We start from the raw sequence: 15,375 nt of genomic DNA on the forward strand, positions 1-15,375 counted from the left end.
ACCCGAACCGGTATGGCCGGTCAATGGGCCGATCACCACGCAGGCTGCTAGAATCCGCGCTCTGCCTTGTCTCTACGATCGTGCCGCCATGAGCCAGACCGCCACCGCGCCCGCCAATGCCGAATCGCGCTACACCGTGCATCGCGGCGATCTGCCGCTGAGCTGCCCGACGCCGCAGATGGCGTTGTGGAACTCGCATCCGCGCGTGTATCTGCCGATCGAAGACGAGCCCAACTGCGAAGCCAAGTGCCCGTATTGCGGCGCGCTGTTCGTGCTCGCCGACTGATCCTGGCCGGATGCACCGCCTGACCGTGGTGCAACTGCTGCCGGCGCTGCAGTCCGGCGGCGTCGAGCGCTCCACCCTGGAAATCACCGCTGCGCTGGTGCGCGCCGGCCACCGCGCGGTGGTGGTCTCGGCCGGCGGTCGCCTGGTCCAGCCGCTGCTGGAGGCGGGCGGCGAACATCTCACGCTGGACATCGGGCGCAAGTCGCTGCTGACCTTGCGTCACGTGGTCGGCCTGCGCCGGCTGTTCGCCGAACTGGGGGCCGACATCGTGCATGCACGTTCGCGCCTGCCGGCCTGGCTGGGCTGGTACGCGTTGCGCGGCATGCCGCAGGCCACCCGGCCGCGCTTCGTCACCACCGTGCACGGGCTCAACTCGCCCAGCCGCTACAGCGCGGTGATGACCTATGGCGAGCGGGTGATCTGCGTCTCGCAGACGGTGCGCGAGTACGTCTGCACGCACTATCCGCAGACCGACACCGCGCGCCTGCGCACGATCCCGCGCGGTGTCGATATCGCCCAGTTTCCGCGTCGCCCGCAGCCGGACCGCCGTGCGCGCAGCTGGGCACAGACCGTGCTGCCCGGCTTGCCGGCCGATGCGCCGCTGCTGCTGCTGCCCGGACGCGGCACGCGCCTGAAAGGGCACGCCGACGGCCTGCAATTGCTCGCCGACGTGCGCGCTGCCGGCGTGCCGGCCTGGTTGTGGCTGCCGGGTGCGCGCGAGCCGGGCCGTGATGCCTATCTGCGCGAGCTGGAAGCCGAGGCCGCCAGACTGGGCGTGGCCGAGGCGGTGGCCTTCACCGAACCCACCGCACGCATCGCCGAGGCCTATGCCGCCAGCGATCTGGTGCTGCAGCTGTCGCGCAAGCCCGAGGCCTTCGGCCGCACCGTGGTGGAGGCCCTGTCGGTGGGCCGGCCCGTGCTGGGTTGGGCGCACGGCGGCGTCGGCGAGCTGCTGGCCGAGTTGCAGCCCGGCGGCGCTGTGCCGGCCTTCGATGCCCATGCCTTGCGCACCCAGACGCTGCAGTTGCTGCGGCAGGCGCCGACACCGCCCGCCGTGCTCCCCTATACGTTGCAGGCCATGCAAGCGGCCACCCTGAAGGTCTATGACGAACTCCGCCGCTGAGGCCATCCCACCTGCGTCCGCGCTGACCCCCGACGCCGGTCGCTGGGCGCCGCTGTGGGTGCTCCTGTTCGTGGCGCTATGGCCCACGCCCGGGCTGGCCGAGACGGTGTTGTCGCTGGGCGCGCTGTTTGCGGCCTACCGCCTGCTGCATGCGCGCTTCCGTGGCGGCACCCGGCTGCTCAGTGGTGCGGCCTGGGCGCTGACCAGCGTGCTGTTCTTCGCGTACTGGTTGCCGCAGATGCTGTCGGCGTTCGATGCGGTGGACGTGGGGCGCGCGCTGCGCAAGTCGGCCACCGATCTGCGCTATCTGCCGTTCATGTGGTTGTGCGCGATCGCGGTGGCCAATGCGCAGCGGCGTCGGCGCACCTTCACCGGCCTGGCGGTGATCGGCGGGGTGTGGACACTGGATGCGCTGCTGCAGGCCGTGTTCGGCAGCAGCCCGTTGTTCTTCGGCCTGGATCAGATCAAACAGCTGATCAGCGGGCATGGCCTGTGCACGCCGCAGGAGCTGGCCCTGGTCGACCGCCTCAGCGGCGTGCTGGGGCCGTGCAACCTCAAGTTCGGTCAGACGCTTGCGAGCCTGTCGCCCTTCCTGCTGCTGGCACTGGGGCGGCGCATTGCCTGGGCCTGGGCGGGCGCTGCGGCGGCGGTCGGCGTGGTGCTGGTGCTGGCGGGGTCGCGGGCCTCGTGGATCACCTACGGCGTGATCGTGCTGCTGTCCGGCTGGCAGTTGCTGGGTGGCCGCCGCCTGCTTGCGGTGGCGGTGGTCGGCGCGCTGCTGGCGGCCGGCGTGGTGGCGGTGGCGCCGCAGGCGCGCGAGCGGATCCAGCGCACCGCGCTGGCCTTCAGCGATGACCAGCAGGGCGTCGACCAGGCCTTGTCCGGGCGTGCGCAGATCTGGGGCGCAGCGCTGTGCATGATCCACGCGCATCCACTCAATGGGGTGGGCGCCCGCGGCTTCCGGCAGGCGTATCCGGCCTGCAATCCGGCACCCGCGCAGGCGCCGGCCTGGGGCGATGGGCCGGCCTTCCATGCGCACCAGATCGTGCTGGAAATCCTGGCCGAAACCGGGGTGATCGGGTTGCTGCTGTGGCTGGCCGGTGCGGCGCAGGCCTGGCGCGCGTGGCGCTATTCCAGCCTGGCCGCGCGCGAGCAGGCACGCCCGGCGATGATCGCACTGGTGGCCACGGTGTTTCCGCTCAACACGCATCTGGCGTTCTATTCCAGCTTCTGGGGCGGGCTGAGCCTGATGCTGGCCGGCCTGTATGCCGGTGCCTTGCTCAACGACGACGCAGATCAGCCGCCGCCGCGCTGATTCTTCCTGCATCTTGCGGTGCTGCGGCTGCACGCGCCGCCTGCATCCAGATACGCGATATCAACGATAAAAATCGCTGCGCCCACCCGGCTGGCGTTTGAAGCGCCGATGGATCCACAGGTACTGGTCCGGCGCCTCGCGCACCATGTCCTCGATCGCCGCATTGACCTGCGTGGTATCGGCGATCACATCGTCGGAAGGAATGTCTGCCAGCGGCGGTGCGATCTTGAGGAGGTAGCGGCCCCCTTCGCGCCGATGGAAGTACGGCACCACCGCGCAACCGGTCAGCCGTGCCAACTGGTGGGTGGCGGTGATGGTGGAGGCCGGATGCCCGAAGAACGGCACGAACACGGTGTCCTTGCCGCGCATGTCCTGATCCGGCGCATACCACAGGAAACCGCCGCGCTTGAGGTGCTTGATGGTGGCGCGCAGATCCTCGTTGGCGAACATGTGCGTGGCATAGCGCAACCGCCCGCGCTTGACCGCCCACTCGAACACCGGGTTGCGATGCCTGCGGTACATGCCGGCCAGCGGTACGTAATCGCATAGCAGCCGCCCGCACATCTCCAGCGTCATGAAGTGGCCGGACACCAGCAACACGCCGCGTTTTTGTTCCTGCAGGCGCTGCAGGTGTTCCAGCCCTTCGACCTGCACGCCGGGGCGGATCGCATCGATGCTGCCCCACCAGGCGCGCGCGAATTCGAACAGGCCCACGCCCAGCGCATCGAAACTGTCGCGCAACAGCCGCGCCCGCCAGGCATCGTCCTGTTCGGGAAAGCACAGCTTGAGGTTGACCTCGGCAGCGCGCCGACGCGTACCGGCCAGGCGCATCGCGATCCAGCCCACGCCACGCCCCAGCGCACGCTGCAGCATCCAGGGCAGGCGCCCGGCGATCACCATGACGGCAAGGGCCAGGTACATCGGCCAGTGCCTGGGGTTGCGCAGGGAAGGGCGGACAGCGACGTTGGCGGGTTCGGACATGCGTCAATTCTAAGGGATCACGCGCGCGCGGCAGCGTGCACATGCGCACGCCGCAACGCTCCCGTATCCTGCACCGATGCGGAAAGACCCGATCGAATGGCTGTTGCGCGGACTGTACTCGGCGCTGTTGTACCTGTTGCTGCCGGTGACGGTGTACCACCTGGTGTGGCGCGGTTTTCGCGTCCGCGAATACTTCAACCGCTGGAACGAGCGCTATGCCTCCTACACGCATGCCTGCGGTCGCCCGCGCGTGTGGGTGCATGCGGTGTCGGTGGGCGAGGTCAATGCCGCCGCGCCGCTGGTCAACGCCCTGCGTACGCAGCGCCCGGATATCCGCTGGGTCATCACCACCATCACGCCCACCGGCTCCGAGCGCGTGCGCGCGGTCTGGGGCGATGCGGTGGACCACGTGTATCTGCCCTACGACGTGCCCGGCAGCGTCGGTCGCTTCCTGGAGCATTTCCGCCCGCGCCTGGCGTTGATCCTGGAAACCGAGCTGTGGCCGAACATGTTGTTCGGCTGCCGCGACCGCGGGATTCCGGTGTACATCCTCAACGCGCGGCTGTCGGCGCGCTCGCTGCGTGGCTATCGCCTGCTGGCACCGTTGATCAGCCGCGCGCTGCGCACCGTCACCTGCGTGGCGGCGCAGTCGCACGACGATGCCGAACGCTTCGTCACGCTGGGTGCGCGGCCCGACCAGGTGATCGCGCTGGGCAATCTCAAATTCGATATCGCCGCGCCTGCGCAGCTGCAGACCCTGGTCACGCAGTTCCACACGCACGTGCCGGCCACGCGGCCGGTGTGGATTGCCGCCAGCACGCACGAAGGCGAGGAGGCGGCCGTGGCCGACATCCATGCGCGCCTGCTGCTGCAGTTTCCGGATCTGCTGATGTTATGGGCGCCGCGGCACCCGGAGCGCTTTCCCAAGGTCGAGGCCGTGGCGCGCGAGCGTGGCTGGGCCGTGTCCACGCGTAAAAGCCAGCAATGGCCGCAGGCGCGCGACAAGGTGTTTGTCATCGATACCCTGGGCGAGCTGATGAGTTTCTACGCTTGCGCACAGGTCGCCTTCGTCGGCGGCAGTCTGCAGCCGATCGGCGGGCACAACCTGCTCGAGCCGGCGGCAGTCGGCACGCCGGCCGTCACCGGCCCGCATCTGCACAATTTCTCGGAGATTTCGCGTCGCATGCGCGAGGCCGAGGCGGTGACCATCTGCGAAGATGTCGACAGCGTGTACCACGATCTGGCGCGCCTGCTCGGCGACCCTGTCCAGCGTGAAGCGATGGCCGCGGCAGGGCTGGCACTGGTCGCCAACGGCAAGGGCGCGGTGGCGAGGACGCTGGTGCAGATCGCGCCGCACCTGCCGCCGGTGGTGAGCGAGGGTGTGGCGTCCTAAAAGTATTGCCGGACATATATTTGCATCCCCACGTTTTGTGGCCTAGGTCGCTGGTGCACATTATGCCCGGGTGCGGTTAATGTAATGCCTTATCTTTCCGCTTCAAATGTCTAAAGTGCATAGGTTAGGGGTGCAGTTATGTGCTTAGCTAAGAGTATGGCTGGTGCCCGAAGTCGTGCTATGTAGGCGCGTAGGTCACAGGTAGCGCAAGGATTTGGAAAGAGGTGGTAACTGTGAAGCAGGTCGGACTGAGCGAATCGGCCAGCTTCACAGTTACTAGGTGACTTGACTGTGGCTAATTATTTCTGGGGGATTGTGTGGCTTATATGCAAGTCTTTAGCTGGAAGCACATACGGTATAGATATTTATAACAACTGGACCATTGGTGTAGCCGTAAGTGCGCCACCCATTCCCTAATGGATAGCTGCCAACGATAGCAAAACGACCGAGGTTCATGTTTTCCTGCAAGTTGCTATTCTCGGCTCGCCTTCCCCAAAATCTCACTGAGTTAGGGTCTCCTGTGTTCCATCCCCCGGATATTGGGGTGAATCCAGCTGGGCACTGGGGAGTTGCATCAACAGTTCCTTGAATATCTCGCGCGTAGCCCTCGGTAACAGTCTGGTAAGTTACCGCTTGGGCCATGGGGAAGATTAAGGCGGTGGCAGCGGCTACTAAAGCGGAGGAAATAAGCTTTTTCATGTCAGCTCCATAGTCAAAGATGCCGTGTTTGATTCAGTAAATCTAGCGAATCTACATCTGGCTCCACGATGTTCGGGCTCAATGCAGTGCTGAGCTGTAATGTGATGTCTGGTTGATTGGTAGGGATTCCCCTAATTTTTGTGTGGGAAGTTGGCGCCAGATGTTGTTGATTGCGGTAAACTTGCCGCAAAAAAAGGTGGGCTTAAGCCCACCTTCTGTTTCTGCTTTGTTTAATGCCTTACTGCAGGGAGCCACTGCCCTGCAGCTTGGACTCGGCATCCTGCGACAGCAGCCGGTTCACGTCCTGCAGGTCGGTGATGTTGAGCTTGCCGATCGCCTGGCCCAGCAGCAGGCGGTTCTGAAGGAAGGTGTAGCGCGACTGTGCGTAGTTCAGCTGCGCCTGAAACAGGGTGCGCTGGTTCTGCACCACGTCCAGCACGGTGCGCGTGCCGACTTCCAGGCCGACCTGCGAGGCGTCGTATGCGGCCTGCGCGGAGACCACGGCCAGGCGACGGGCTTCCACTTCGCTGATGCCGGCAACCACGGTCTGGTAGGCATTGCGCGTATTGCGGTCCAGCGCGCGCTTCTGCTGCTCGTAGGTGTCCTGCTGGATATCGCGGCGTGACAACGCCTGGCGCACGGCCGACTGGGTGGCACCGCCGGCAAAGATCGGAATCGACAGCGTGATGCCGATCGAATCGGTGTCGATATCGCGATTGTTGGTTGTGAAGTTGCCCGCGGCTTCATCCACCGGGCCACCACCGCCCCAGCTGTTGGTGCGCCCCACGCTACCGGACAGATTGAGGGTCGGGTAATGACCTGCACGCGCAGCATCGACCTGTGCCTCGGCAGCGCTGACCTGCAACTGCTGCGACTTCAGCGCCGGGTTGTCGGCGATGGCAGTGGCCACCAACTGATCGACATTGCTGTACGCCGCTGGGACTTCGGGGCGGAAATCTTCGGGAAGTGCGCGCAAGGACGTGACCGGCTGGCCGGTGAGTTCGGTCAAGGCCTGGTAGTAATCCTTCAAGGTGTTGCGCGCATTGATCGTGTCGGCACGCGCCTGGTCGTACTGGGCGCGCGCTTCATGCACGTCGGTGATCGGGGCCAGGCCCACTTCCAGCCGCTTGTCGGCGTAATCGAACTGCTTCTTGGCGGCCGCTTCGTTGGTCTCTGCCGCCGCCAGCGATTCGATGCCGACCAGGACCTGGAAATACGCCGCCGAGGTGCGGGTGATCAGGTCGTTGTTGGCCGATTCCAATGTGAAGTCGGCTGCCTTGGCCACTTCGCGCTGCGCACGCAGGGTGGCGAACTGCGACCAGTTGAAGATGGTCTGGCTGCCCTGGATTGCATACTGACGCTGCTTGGTGGTGGACCGACCAGGCAAGCCCTCGAGTTCACGATGCGATTGCGTGAACCCGGCAGTGCCGTCCAGCTGCGGCAACAGCGCCGCACGCGCCTGCACTTCGCCCTCCCGATTGACCAGCCGGGTGGACTCGGCCACTGCCAGCTGCGGATCGCCGTTGCGGGCCATTTCGTAGACCTGCAGCAGATCGGTGGCGTTCGCGGCCATCGGAGACAGGGCGGCGGCCAGCGCCAGGACGAGGGATCGGCGGATCATCGGGGAAGCTTCCTTGGGAATCAGAATCAGAATTGGAATCGGGGCGTCGGTGCGGCGCCCTGGAGATAGGCGAGGTCGGTTTCGAACAACGATTCGATGCGCGGAGCGTTGACGTCGCCACGGACCAGGACCGCTTCCATCACCGGTTCGTGACCGCGGACCACGAACAGGCGCCCGTTCGGCCGCAGCCATTGCAGCCATTGCGTCGGCAGCGTATCGACCGCGCCGGTCACGCAGATGGCATCGAAGCGGCGCTCGCTCTGCCAGCCGAACACGTCGGCGGTTTCAATCCGCACGTTGCTGCCCAGGCCGCTGCTGTCCAGATTGGCGCGGGCAGCGGCGGCCAGGGCCGGATCGATCTCCAGGCTCAGCACTTCGCGGGCGAGCGCGGCCAGGCAGGCGGTGGAAAACCCGCTGCCGGTGCCGATTTCCAGCACGTCTTCGCCCGGCTGCAGGTCCAGTGCCTGCAACATGCGGCCTTCCACCACCGGCTTCATCATCTTGTGGCCGGCCGACAGCGGGATTTCCACATCGACATAGGCCAGGGTCTTGTAGGCCTCGGGCACGAAGGCCTCGCGCGGCAGGCGCGCCAGCACGTCGAGCACACGCAGGTCCAGCACGTCCCACGGCCGGATCTGCTGTTCGACCATCTTTTCGCGGGCCTGGGAGAAATCGATCGTCATGGTGCGGTTATCCAACGCGGTGGGGCAGGCATTTTACCGGTGCACGGGGCAACTGGCGCATCTAGCATCGCTGCGCGCCGGCAAACGACGCAGTGCCGGAAGTCATCGCCACCAAAGGCCGGGGGCGGTCAGCGCGGCGCATACGCCCTCAAGAAGAAATCCACGCTGGCCTGCAAGTGCTCGTCCACCTGCGCGCGGGTGGGCTGGCCGTGCAGGCCGCACATCATCAGCGCATACAGCTCGCCCTTGAGCAGGCAGAAGAACTGGGACGCGGCGCGTGCCACATCGTCGATCTTCAGCTGCCCGTCGGCCACGCGTGCGGACAGGAAATCGGCCAGCGCCCGTTGGGTTCGCTTGGGGCCGGCATCCCAGAACATCTCGCGTACATGCACGTCGCCGGTACCGGGCGCCATCATCATGCGGTGGGTGGCAATGGCCGACTCGGTGCTGACCATGGCGAAGAAGGCGTCGGCGATTTCGATCAGCTGATCGCGCAGCGCGCCCTCGGGAGCATGATCGAACAGGTCGTCCGGCATCATATGCTGGCATTGCGCACGGATCGCCTCGGAAAACAGGCTCTCCTTGTCGCCAAAATGGCTATAGACGGTGAGCTTGGACACGCCCGCCTGGGCGGCGATGCCATCCATGCTGACCCCGGCATACCCCTGCTCCATGAACATGGTGCGGGCAGCGCCAAGAATGGCGGCGCGTTTCCCAAGATCCTTGGGCCGTCCGGGGCCGTTGCTCCTGGCCTTGGACTTGAGGGGGGGCGAGCTGGACATGCCGCCAATACTAGACCATCGGGTTCTATATTTATACTCGCTGCCGGTGGAATGCGGGCAAGCGCTCAGGAACGGCCGCGCCCAGGCGTTAGCTGCGCACCAGCTTGGTTATGGCCGGTAATTGTTTCGGCTGAATGCCTCCCGGTGTCATGGTGCATCCCATCGGTGTGGGGAATCCACCTAGCGCGTTGAAAAACCCCCGGTGATAGATTGGCTAACGGTCTGTCGGCGCACGTCGGCAGCCCCTTTGGCCAGCACAACGAGGGGATGGGGAGCGTGGACAGGGTCGGGGCGCATGCGCAGACGGGCTGCGTCCGCAGCACATGCGTGCGGCGGACCGGGCTGCTGTGGCGGTGGGCATTGCTGGCTTGCGCGCTGTTCGGCGTCTGGCCGGCCGGCGCCCAGCCGCCGACCCATACCGCGTACCACACCGTCACGCGCTGGAGCATGGACGACGGCCTGCCGCACAATCTGGTGCACGCGGTGGCGCAGGGCGCCGATGGCCTGATCTGGCTGGGCACCTGGGAAGGTGTGGCGCGCTTCAACGGCCGCGACTTCACCGTGTATGACCGTCAGAACACACCGGGCGTCGAGCTGGGGGGCGTGTTCGTGGTGACACGCGACAGCGCTGGCGGGATGTTGTTCGGCACCGCCTTCGATGGGGTCTACCACTACCAGGATGGCCACTGGCAGCAGCTGGGCGATGCTTCGGCGCGGCACCTGGCGGTCAGTGCACTGCTGCGCTGCGCCGATGGCGCATTGTGGGTGGGCACGCCGCAGACGCTATACCGCATCGAGCCGGACGGGCGGGTGGTGGACGTCGGGCGCCAGGCCGGCCTGCCGCGCGCGCGCATCACCGCGCTGGCGGCCGATGCCGATGGCGATTTATGGGTAGGCACCGAAGTCGGGCTCTATCGTCTGCCCCGCGATGGCATTGTGGCCGAGGCCTGGGGCAAGGCACATGGCATGCGCGCCGCACCGGTGCGACGGCTGGCCAGCGATCGTCAGGGCGGCCTGCTGGTCGCTGGCGACGACGGCGTGTGGTGGTGGAGCCGCGGTGGCGGACTGCAGCGTTTCCGGCAAGGCCAGCGGGTGGATGCATTGCTGCTGGATCGGCGCGGACATCTGTGGATGAGCCTGCCGTCGGGTACGCTGGTGGTGCATGGCGGCGCGGGTACGCCGGATGAACAGATCGCCATTTCGGGCGTCGCCAGCCCGGCGTTGCTGGAAGACGCCGAGGGCCTGATCTGGGTCGGCAGCACGCACGGCCTGTTCCGCATTGCCGAAGGCGCCGCGCATGGCGTCACCCACGAAGACGGCCTGGCCTCGGACTACGTGCGCACGGTGCTGCAGACCGGCAACGGCACCGTGTGGGTGGGCAGCGCGGTGGGCCTGGACCGCTGGCACAACGACCGGATCAGCCGCGTGTCGGTGGTGCCGAACGAGGGCGGCCGCGTGCTGGAGCAATCGGTGCTGGCCCTGGCCGATGCCGGCGATGGCGGCGTCTGGGCCGGCACGTACAGCCAGGGTGTGGTGCGCCTGGATGCGCAAGGGCGCGTGCTGGCGCGCATTGGTGCGGCCGACGGCCTGCCGTCGCTGTCGGTACGCGCGGTGTTGCCCGATGGCCAGACGCTGTGGATCGGCACCACCGCCGGGCTGGTGCGGTGGCGCGATGGCAAGGCACGCCGCTTCACCGCCGCCGACGGCGTACCCGATGGCTCGGTGCAGGTGCTGTATCGCGATACGCAGGGCAATGTGTGGATCGGCACCGATCGTGGCATGACCGCACTGTCGGCAAATGGCAGTACGCGCGCATGGCTGGGCGAGCAGGATTTCCCCGGGCAGAACGCGTTCGACTTCCTGCGCGATACCAATGGCGACCTGTGGATCGCCAGCGATCGCGGCCTGCTGCGCCTGAGTGGAGAGACCTTCCGCGTCTACGACCACCGGGTCGGGCTGCCGCGCGACAAGGTGTTCCGGGTGATCGACGACGGCCGCGGTTATTTCTGGTTGTCGAGCAACCACGGAGTGTTCCGCATCGCGCGCAGCGACTTCGACCAGCTCGATGCCGGCACGCGCGAGCAGTTGAGTGTGGAGGTGGTGGATCGCAGCGACGGCATGCCCGGCAATCAGGGCAACGGCAGCAGCGCGCCGGCCGGCTGGATGACCCAGTCCGGGCAGCTGCTGTTTCCCACCGCTGCGGGCCTGGGCGTGATCGATCCGGCGCGCGTGGGCACCCTGCAAGGCCATCGCGTGCCGATCGTGTTCGAGCGGCTGCTGGTCGACGGCACGGTGCAGCCGCTCAATGGCTTGCATCGCTTCGGCGCGGAGACCCGGCGCATCGCCATTGTCTATGCAGGGCTGAATTATCGTGGCCCGGACAAGGTGCGCTACCGCTACCGGCTGGAAGGTTTCGACCCGGACTGGGTGGACGCCGACAGCGCCAGCGAGGCGGTCTACACCAATCTGCCGCCGGGCCGTTTCCGTTTCCGCGTCCAGGCGATGTCGCTGCCGGTGGACTGGCGGCAGACCGCGCTGGTGGGTGAATCCAGCCTGGTGATCGCACTGGCGCCGCCGTGGTGGCGGCGTGGCGAAGTGATCGCCCTGGGCATCCTCGGGCTGGGCAGCCTGATCTACGGGCTCTATCTGTGGCGCACCGCCAGCTACCGCCGTCGTCAGCGCCAACTCAATACGGTGATCGACGCACGCACCCGCGAGTTGAGCGACAAGAACCTCGCGCTGCAGCAGGCCAGCCAGGAGCGCGAAGCCCTGATGCGCCAGCTCGAATACCGCGCCAGCCACGACGTGCTGACCGCCTTGCCGAATCGGCGCGAGGCCGAGCGCGTCCTGCAGCAATGGTTCGATGATGCGCGCGCCGGTGGCCCCTCGCTGGCGTTGGTGCTGATGGATATCGACCATTTCAAGCGCATCAACGACGAGTACGGCCATGAGGTCGGCGATGCGGTGCTGCGCGCGATCGGCGAAGCATTCAACGAGCAGGATCAGGCGCAGTGCTTCGCCGCGCGCCACGGTGGCGAAGAGTTTCTGCTCGCGGCAGTGGGGGTGGACGTTGCACAGGCACGCGCGCTGTTCGAGCGCATGCGCCAGCGGCTGGCGGCGATCGGCATCGAGACGCAGGGCACGACGGTGCGCTGCACCGCCAGCATGGGCATGGCGATGAGCGATGAAGCACCGAGCCGCCGCGAACTGCTGGCACTGGCAGACCGCCGCCTGTACCAGGCCAAGCGGCTGGGGCGCGACCGCTTGGTGGATCAGTAAGCCTGTCGCGTTGCCAGGGGCATGGCGCTGCCGCGCTTACTCCTGCAACTGGTCCGCCTGCGCGTTCAACAAGGCAACAAACGCCTGCGCGGCGCGCGACAAGGTGCGCCCGCCATGGGTCACGCAGCCCAGCTCGCGTGACAGCATCACATCGGCCAGCGGCAGCGCCACGATCTGGTGATCGATCATGCGTTCCGGCAATACGCTCCACGCTAGGCCGACCGACACCAGCATCTTGATCGTCTCCAGATAGTTGGTGGTCATGCGCAGGCTCGGCACCAGCCCATGCCCGGCGAACAGACCGGCGACGATGCGATGGGTGAACGTGCCCGGATCCGGCAGCACCGCCGGATGCGCCACCACATCCTCCAGCGACACCGCGCGCAATGCGGCAAGCGGGTGATCGGGCGCCACCACGAACTGCAGGCGGTCATGCCAGATCGGTTGCGCGCGCAGCGGCGCACGCGTGTCCGGTGCCAGCGTGGTGACCGCCAGCTCCACCTCGCCGCGCAGCACCGCGGCATAGGCCAGCTCCGAATCCAGGAACTGGATGTCCAGCGCTGCGTGAGGATGCTCCGCAGCGAAGCGGCGCAGCAGGGCGGGCAGGCGATGCAGGCCGACATGATGGCTGGTGGCCAGGCTCAGCCGCCCGCCGACCGCCGCGCCAAGATGCTCCAGCACGCGGCGGGTGTCCTGCAGCTCGGCCAGGATGCGTTGCGCACGCGGCAGCAAGGCCTGGCCGGCCTCGGTCAGCACCACCTGGCGGCCCAGGCGGTCGAACAATCGCGCCGACAACTGCCCTTCCAGCAAGGCGATGCGTTTGCTCACCGCCGGCTGGGTGAGGTGCAGGGCCTCGCCGGCGGCTGAAAAGCTGCCGCTTTCGGCAATCGCCACGAAGGCGCTGAGGCTTGCCAGGTCCATTGCCATTCCCAAATTTCATTTGTTGAATAAACAATATGAATTTGCGTTATCGAAGGCAAGCTCCTAGCATCGAACGCAGCCAGGTGGGCACTCCCACCATCCGCCAACCGGATCGCCGCAATGACTGCCAAGACGCTGTACGACAAGCTGTGGGACCTGCACGAGGTCACGCGCCGCGACGATGGTTCGTCGCTGATCTACATCGACCGCCACATCCTGCACGAAGTGACCTCGCCGCAAGCGTTCGAAGGCCTGCGCTTGGCCGGGCGCAAGCCGTGGCGCATCGACGCCAACATCGCCACGCCCGATCACAACGTGCCGACCACGCGGGCCGAGCGCCAGGGCGGGCTGGAATCGATCTCCGATGAAGTCTCGCGCCTGCAAGTGCAGACGCTGGACGAGAACTGCGACGATTTCGGCATCCTCGAGTTCAAGATGAACGATGCGCGCCAGGGCATCGTGCATGTGGTCGGCCCCGAGCAGGGCGCCACCCTGCCGGGCATGACCGTGGTCTGCGGCGATTCGCACACCTCCACGCATGGCGCGTTCGGCGCGCTGGCGCACGGCATCGGCACTTCCGAGGTCGAGCATGTGCTGGCCACGCAATGCTTGATCGCCAAGAAGATGAAGAACATGCAGGTGCGGGTGGAGGGCACGCTGCCGTTCGGGGTGACTGCCAAGGACATCGTGCTGGCGGTGATCGGCAGGATCGGCACCGCCGGCGGCAATGGCCATGCGCTGGAATTTGCCGGCAGCGCGATCCGCGCCCTGTCGATGGAAGGGCGCATGACCATCTGCAACATGTCCATCGAAGCCGGTGCGCGCGTGGGCATGGTGGCGGTGGACGAAAAGACCATTGCCTATGTGCAGGGCCGCCCGTTTGCGCCCAGGGGCGCCGACTGGGAGGCCGCCGTCGCACTGTGGCGCACGCTGGTTTCCGATGCTGACGCGCACTTCGACACCGTGGTGGAGCTGCGTGCCGAAGACATCAAGCCGCAGGTCAGCTGGGGCACCTCGCCGGAAATGGTGCTGGCGGTCGACCAGCAGGTGCCGGACCCGGCAACCGAACAGGATCCGACCCGGCGCGATTCGATCGAGCGCGCGCTGAAATACATGGGTTTGCGGGCAAACCAGCCGATCACCGAGATCCGCCTGGATCGCGTGTTCATCGGCTCGTGCACCAACTCACGCATCGAGGATCTGCGCGCGGCCGCTGCGGTGACCCGGGGGCGCAAGGTTGCCTCCACCATCAAGCAGGCGCTGGTGGTCCCGGGCTCGGGCCTGGTCAAGGCACAGGCCGAAGCCGAAGGCCTGGACAAGGTGTTCCTGGACGCCGGGTTCGAATGGCGCGAGCCGGGGTGTTCGATGTGTCTGGCGATGAACCCGGACAAGCTGGGCAGCGGCGAACATTGCGCCTCCACCTCCAACCGCAACTTCGAAGGCCGCCAGGGCGCCGGCGGCCGCACCCACCTGGTCAGCCCGGCCATGGCCGCAGCAGCGGCGGTCAGCGGGCATTTTGTTGATGTGCGTGACCTCGGGGATTCGGGAATAGGGATTCGGGATTCGTAAAAAGCGCTCCGCCATCCCCAGCCTTTTCGAATCCCCAATCCCCAATCCCGGCCTCTCTCAATGACCCCTTTCACCCAACACACCGGACTGGTGGCGCCGCTGGATCGCGCCAATGTCGATACCGACCAGATCATTCCCAAGCAATTCCTCAAGTCGATCAAGCGCACCGGCTTCGGGCCGAACCTGTTCGACGAATGGCGCTACCTGGACGTCGGCGAGCCTGGCCGCGACAACAGCCAGCGCCCGCTCAACCCGGAGTTCGTACTCAATTTCCCGCGCTACCAGGGCGCCAGCGTCCTGCTGGCACGCGAGAACTTCGGCTGCGGTTCCTCGCGCGAGCACGCGCCGTGGGCGCTGGACGAATACGGCTTCCGCGCGGTGATCGCGCCCAGCTTTGCCGACATCTTCTTCAACAACAGTTTCAAGAACGGCCTGCTGCCAATCGTGCTGGCCGAAGCAGAAGTGGACGCCCTGTTCGCGCAATGCCTGGCCACCGAGGGCTACCGACTCACCGTGGATCTGGCCGCACAGCGCGTGCGCCGCCCCGATGGCGTGGAATACGGCTTCGAGATCGATGCGTTCCGCAAGCACTGCCTGCTCAACGGGCTGGACGACATCGGTCTGACCCTGCAGGACGCCGATGCGATCGGCCGCTTCGAGCAAGGGCATCGCGCGCGTCAACCGTGGCTGTTCGGCGCGCTGCAGTAATTCCGCCGGCACGTA

General features: G+C 66.4%; 13 protein-coding genes. 7 read left to right on the forward strand and 6 right to left on the reverse strand.

Annotated elements, in window-relative coordinates; all coding sequences use genetic code 11:
- Nucleotides 1-88: 88 nt before the first annotated feature.
- From EO170_RS20370 to EO170_RS20380, 3 genes are read left to right on the forward strand one after another with little or no spacing between them, the layout of a single operon-like run.
- Nucleotides 89-286, forward strand: a complete 198-nt coding sequence (locus tag EO170_RS20370) for a zinc-finger domain-containing protein (protein ID WP_006451050.1) — start codon at nucleotides 89-91, stop codon at nucleotides 284-286.
- Nucleotides 287-296: 10 nt separating this feature from the next.
- Nucleotides 297-1,409, forward strand: a complete 1,113-nt coding sequence (locus EO170_RS20375; protein WP_126947756.1) for a glycosyltransferase — start codon at nucleotides 297-299, stop codon at nucleotides 1,407-1,409.
- Entirely contained in the window at nucleotides 1,390-2,724 is a 1,335-nt protein-coding gene (locus tag EO170_RS20380) for an O-antigen ligase (RefSeq protein ID WP_126947758.1), read from the forward strand. The genes EO170_RS20375 and EO170_RS20380 overlap by 20 nt, the downstream gene beginning before the upstream one ends.
- Before the next feature lie 60 nt (nucleotides 2,725-2,784).
- Here EO170_RS20380 and EO170_RS20385 read toward each other — a convergent pair whose 3' ends face one another.
- Nucleotides 2,785-3,705 (reverse strand): LpxL/LpxP family Kdo(2)-lipid IV(A) lauroyl/palmitoleoyl acyltransferase, encoded by a 921-nt coding sequence (locus EO170_RS20385; RefSeq protein WP_104584018.1) that lies wholly within the window; start codon nucleotides 3,703-3,705, stop codon nucleotides 2,785-2,787.
- Between the two features lie 76 nt (nucleotides 3,706-3,781).
- Between EO170_RS20385 and waaA the strand changes: the two genes are divergently transcribed.
- Nucleotides 3,782-5,098 carry a lipid IV(A) 3-deoxy-D-manno-octulosonic acid transferase gene (waaA, locus tag EO170_RS20390; protein WP_126947760.1) on the forward strand — a complete coding sequence of 439 codons (1,317 nt, stop codon included), beginning with the start codon at nucleotides 3,782-3,784 and terminating at the stop codon, nucleotides 5,096-5,098.
- 336 nt (nucleotides 5,099-5,434) lie between these two features.
- Here the strand turns inward: waaA and EO170_RS20395 are convergent, their stop codons facing one another.
- The 4 genes from EO170_RS20395 to EO170_RS20410 form a co-directional block, all read right to left on the reverse strand.
- Nucleotides 5,435-5,797, reverse strand: a complete 363-nt coding sequence (locus EO170_RS20395; protein WP_126947762.1) for a hypothetical protein — start codon at nucleotides 5,795-5,797, stop codon at nucleotides 5,435-5,437.
- A gap of 238 nt (nucleotides 5,798-6,035) precedes the next feature.
- Nucleotides 6,036-7,418 (reverse strand): TolC family outer membrane protein, encoded by a 1,383-nt coding sequence (locus EO170_RS20400; protein ID WP_126947764.1) that lies wholly within the window; start codon nucleotides 7,416-7,418, stop codon nucleotides 6,036-6,038.
- A gap of 26 nt (nucleotides 7,419-7,444) precedes the next feature.
- Nucleotides 7,445-8,101, reverse strand: coding sequence for a protein-L-isoaspartate O-methyltransferase (locus tag EO170_RS20405; RefSeq protein WP_104648815.1), 657 nt, complete (start codon nucleotides 8,099-8,101; stop codon nucleotides 7,445-7,447).
- Between the two features lie 128 nt (nucleotides 8,102-8,229).
- Complete coding sequence (locus EO170_RS20410) at nucleotides 8,230-8,883, reverse strand: TetR/AcrR family transcriptional regulator (RefSeq protein WP_104584022.1); 654 nt, start codon at nucleotides 8,881-8,883, stop codon at nucleotides 8,230-8,232.
- Between the two features lie 267 nt (nucleotides 8,884-9,150).
- Here EO170_RS20410 and EO170_RS20415 point away from each other — a divergent pair, with 267 nt between their 5' ends.
- Entirely contained in the window at nucleotides 9,151-12,162 is a 3,012-nt protein-coding gene (locus EO170_RS20415; RefSeq protein ID WP_164741121.1) for a ligand-binding sensor domain-containing diguanylate cyclase, read from the forward strand.
- 36 nt (nucleotides 12,163-12,198) lie between these two features.
- On the opposite strand, the gene EO170_RS20420 is transcribed toward EO170_RS20415, so the two are convergent.
- Nucleotides 12,199-13,083, reverse strand: coding sequence for a LysR family transcriptional regulator (locus EO170_RS20420; RefSeq protein WP_126947768.1), 885 nt, complete (start codon nucleotides 13,081-13,083; stop codon nucleotides 12,199-12,201).
- Between the two features lie 120 nt (nucleotides 13,084-13,203).
- Between EO170_RS20420 and leuC the strand changes: the two genes are divergently transcribed.
- A complete protein-coding gene (gene leuC / locus EO170_RS20425) occupies nucleotides 13,204-14,652 on the forward strand; it encodes a 3-isopropylmalate dehydratase large subunit (protein ID WP_126947769.1) in 1,449 nt (482 codons plus the stop codon).
- Between the two features lie 60 nt (nucleotides 14,653-14,712).
- On the forward strand, nucleotides 14,713-15,360 hold the full coding sequence (leuD, locus tag EO170_RS20430) for a 3-isopropylmalate dehydratase small subunit (protein WP_104584025.1): 648 nt from the start codon (nucleotides 14,713-14,715) through the stop codon (nucleotides 15,358-15,360).
- Nucleotides 15,361-15,375: the final 15 nt, after the last annotated feature.

It is taken from the genome of Xanthomonas sp. BRIP62409 (genome assembly GCF_003992965.1).
Classification (GTDB): domain Bacteria; phylum Pseudomonadota; class Gammaproteobacteria; order Xanthomonadales; family Xanthomonadaceae; genus Xanthomonas; species Xanthomonas euroxanthea.

Excerpts from the sequence above, each read along its gene's own strand:
- EO170_RS20370 (WP_006451050.1), top strand. The coding sequence starts at position 89 with ATGAGCCAGACCGCCACCGCGCCCGCCAATGCCGAATCGCGCTACACC.
- EO170_RS20375 (WP_126947756.1), top strand. The coding sequence starts at position 297 with ATGCACCGCCTGACCGTGGTGCAACTGCTGCCGGCGCTGCAGTCCGGC.
- EO170_RS20380 (WP_126947758.1), top strand. The coding sequence starts at position 1,390 with ATGACGAACTCCGCCGCTGAGGCCATCCCACCTGCGTCCGCGCTGACC.
- EO170_RS20385 (WP_104584018.1), bottom strand. The coding sequence starts at position 3,705 with ATGTCCGAACCCGCCAACGTCGCTGTCCGCCCTTCCCTGCGCAACCCC.
- waaA (WP_126947760.1), top strand. The coding sequence starts at position 3,782 with ATGCGGAAAGACCCGATCGAATGGCTGTTGCGCGGACTGTACTCGGCG.
- EO170_RS20395 (WP_126947762.1), bottom strand. The coding sequence starts at position 5,797 with ATGAAAAAGCTTATTTCCTCCGCTTTAGTAGCCGCTGCCACCGCCTTA.
- EO170_RS20400 (WP_126947764.1), bottom strand. The coding sequence starts at position 7,418 with ATGATCCGCCGATCCCTCGTCCTGGCGCTGGCCGCCGCCCTGTCTCCG.
- EO170_RS20405 (WP_104648815.1), bottom strand. The coding sequence starts at position 8,101 with ATGACGATCGATTTCTCCCAGGCCCGCGAAAAGATGGTCGAACAGCAG.
- EO170_RS20410 (WP_104584022.1), bottom strand. The coding sequence starts at position 8,883 with ATGTCCAGCTCGCCCCCCCTCAAGTCCAAGGCCAGGAGCAACGGCCCC.
- EO170_RS20415 (WP_164741121.1), top strand. The coding sequence starts at position 9,151 with ATGGGGAGCGTGGACAGGGTCGGGGCGCATGCGCAGACGGGCTGCGTC.
- EO170_RS20420 (WP_126947768.1), bottom strand. The coding sequence starts at position 13,083 with ATGGACCTGGCAAGCCTCAGCGCCTTCGTGGCGATTGCCGAAAGCGGC.
- leuC (WP_126947769.1), top strand. The coding sequence starts at position 13,204 with ATGACTGCCAAGACGCTGTACGACAAGCTGTGGGACCTGCACGAGGTC.
- leuD (WP_104584025.1), top strand. The coding sequence starts at position 14,713 with ATGACCCCTTTCACCCAACACACCGGACTGGTGGCGCCGCTGGATCGC.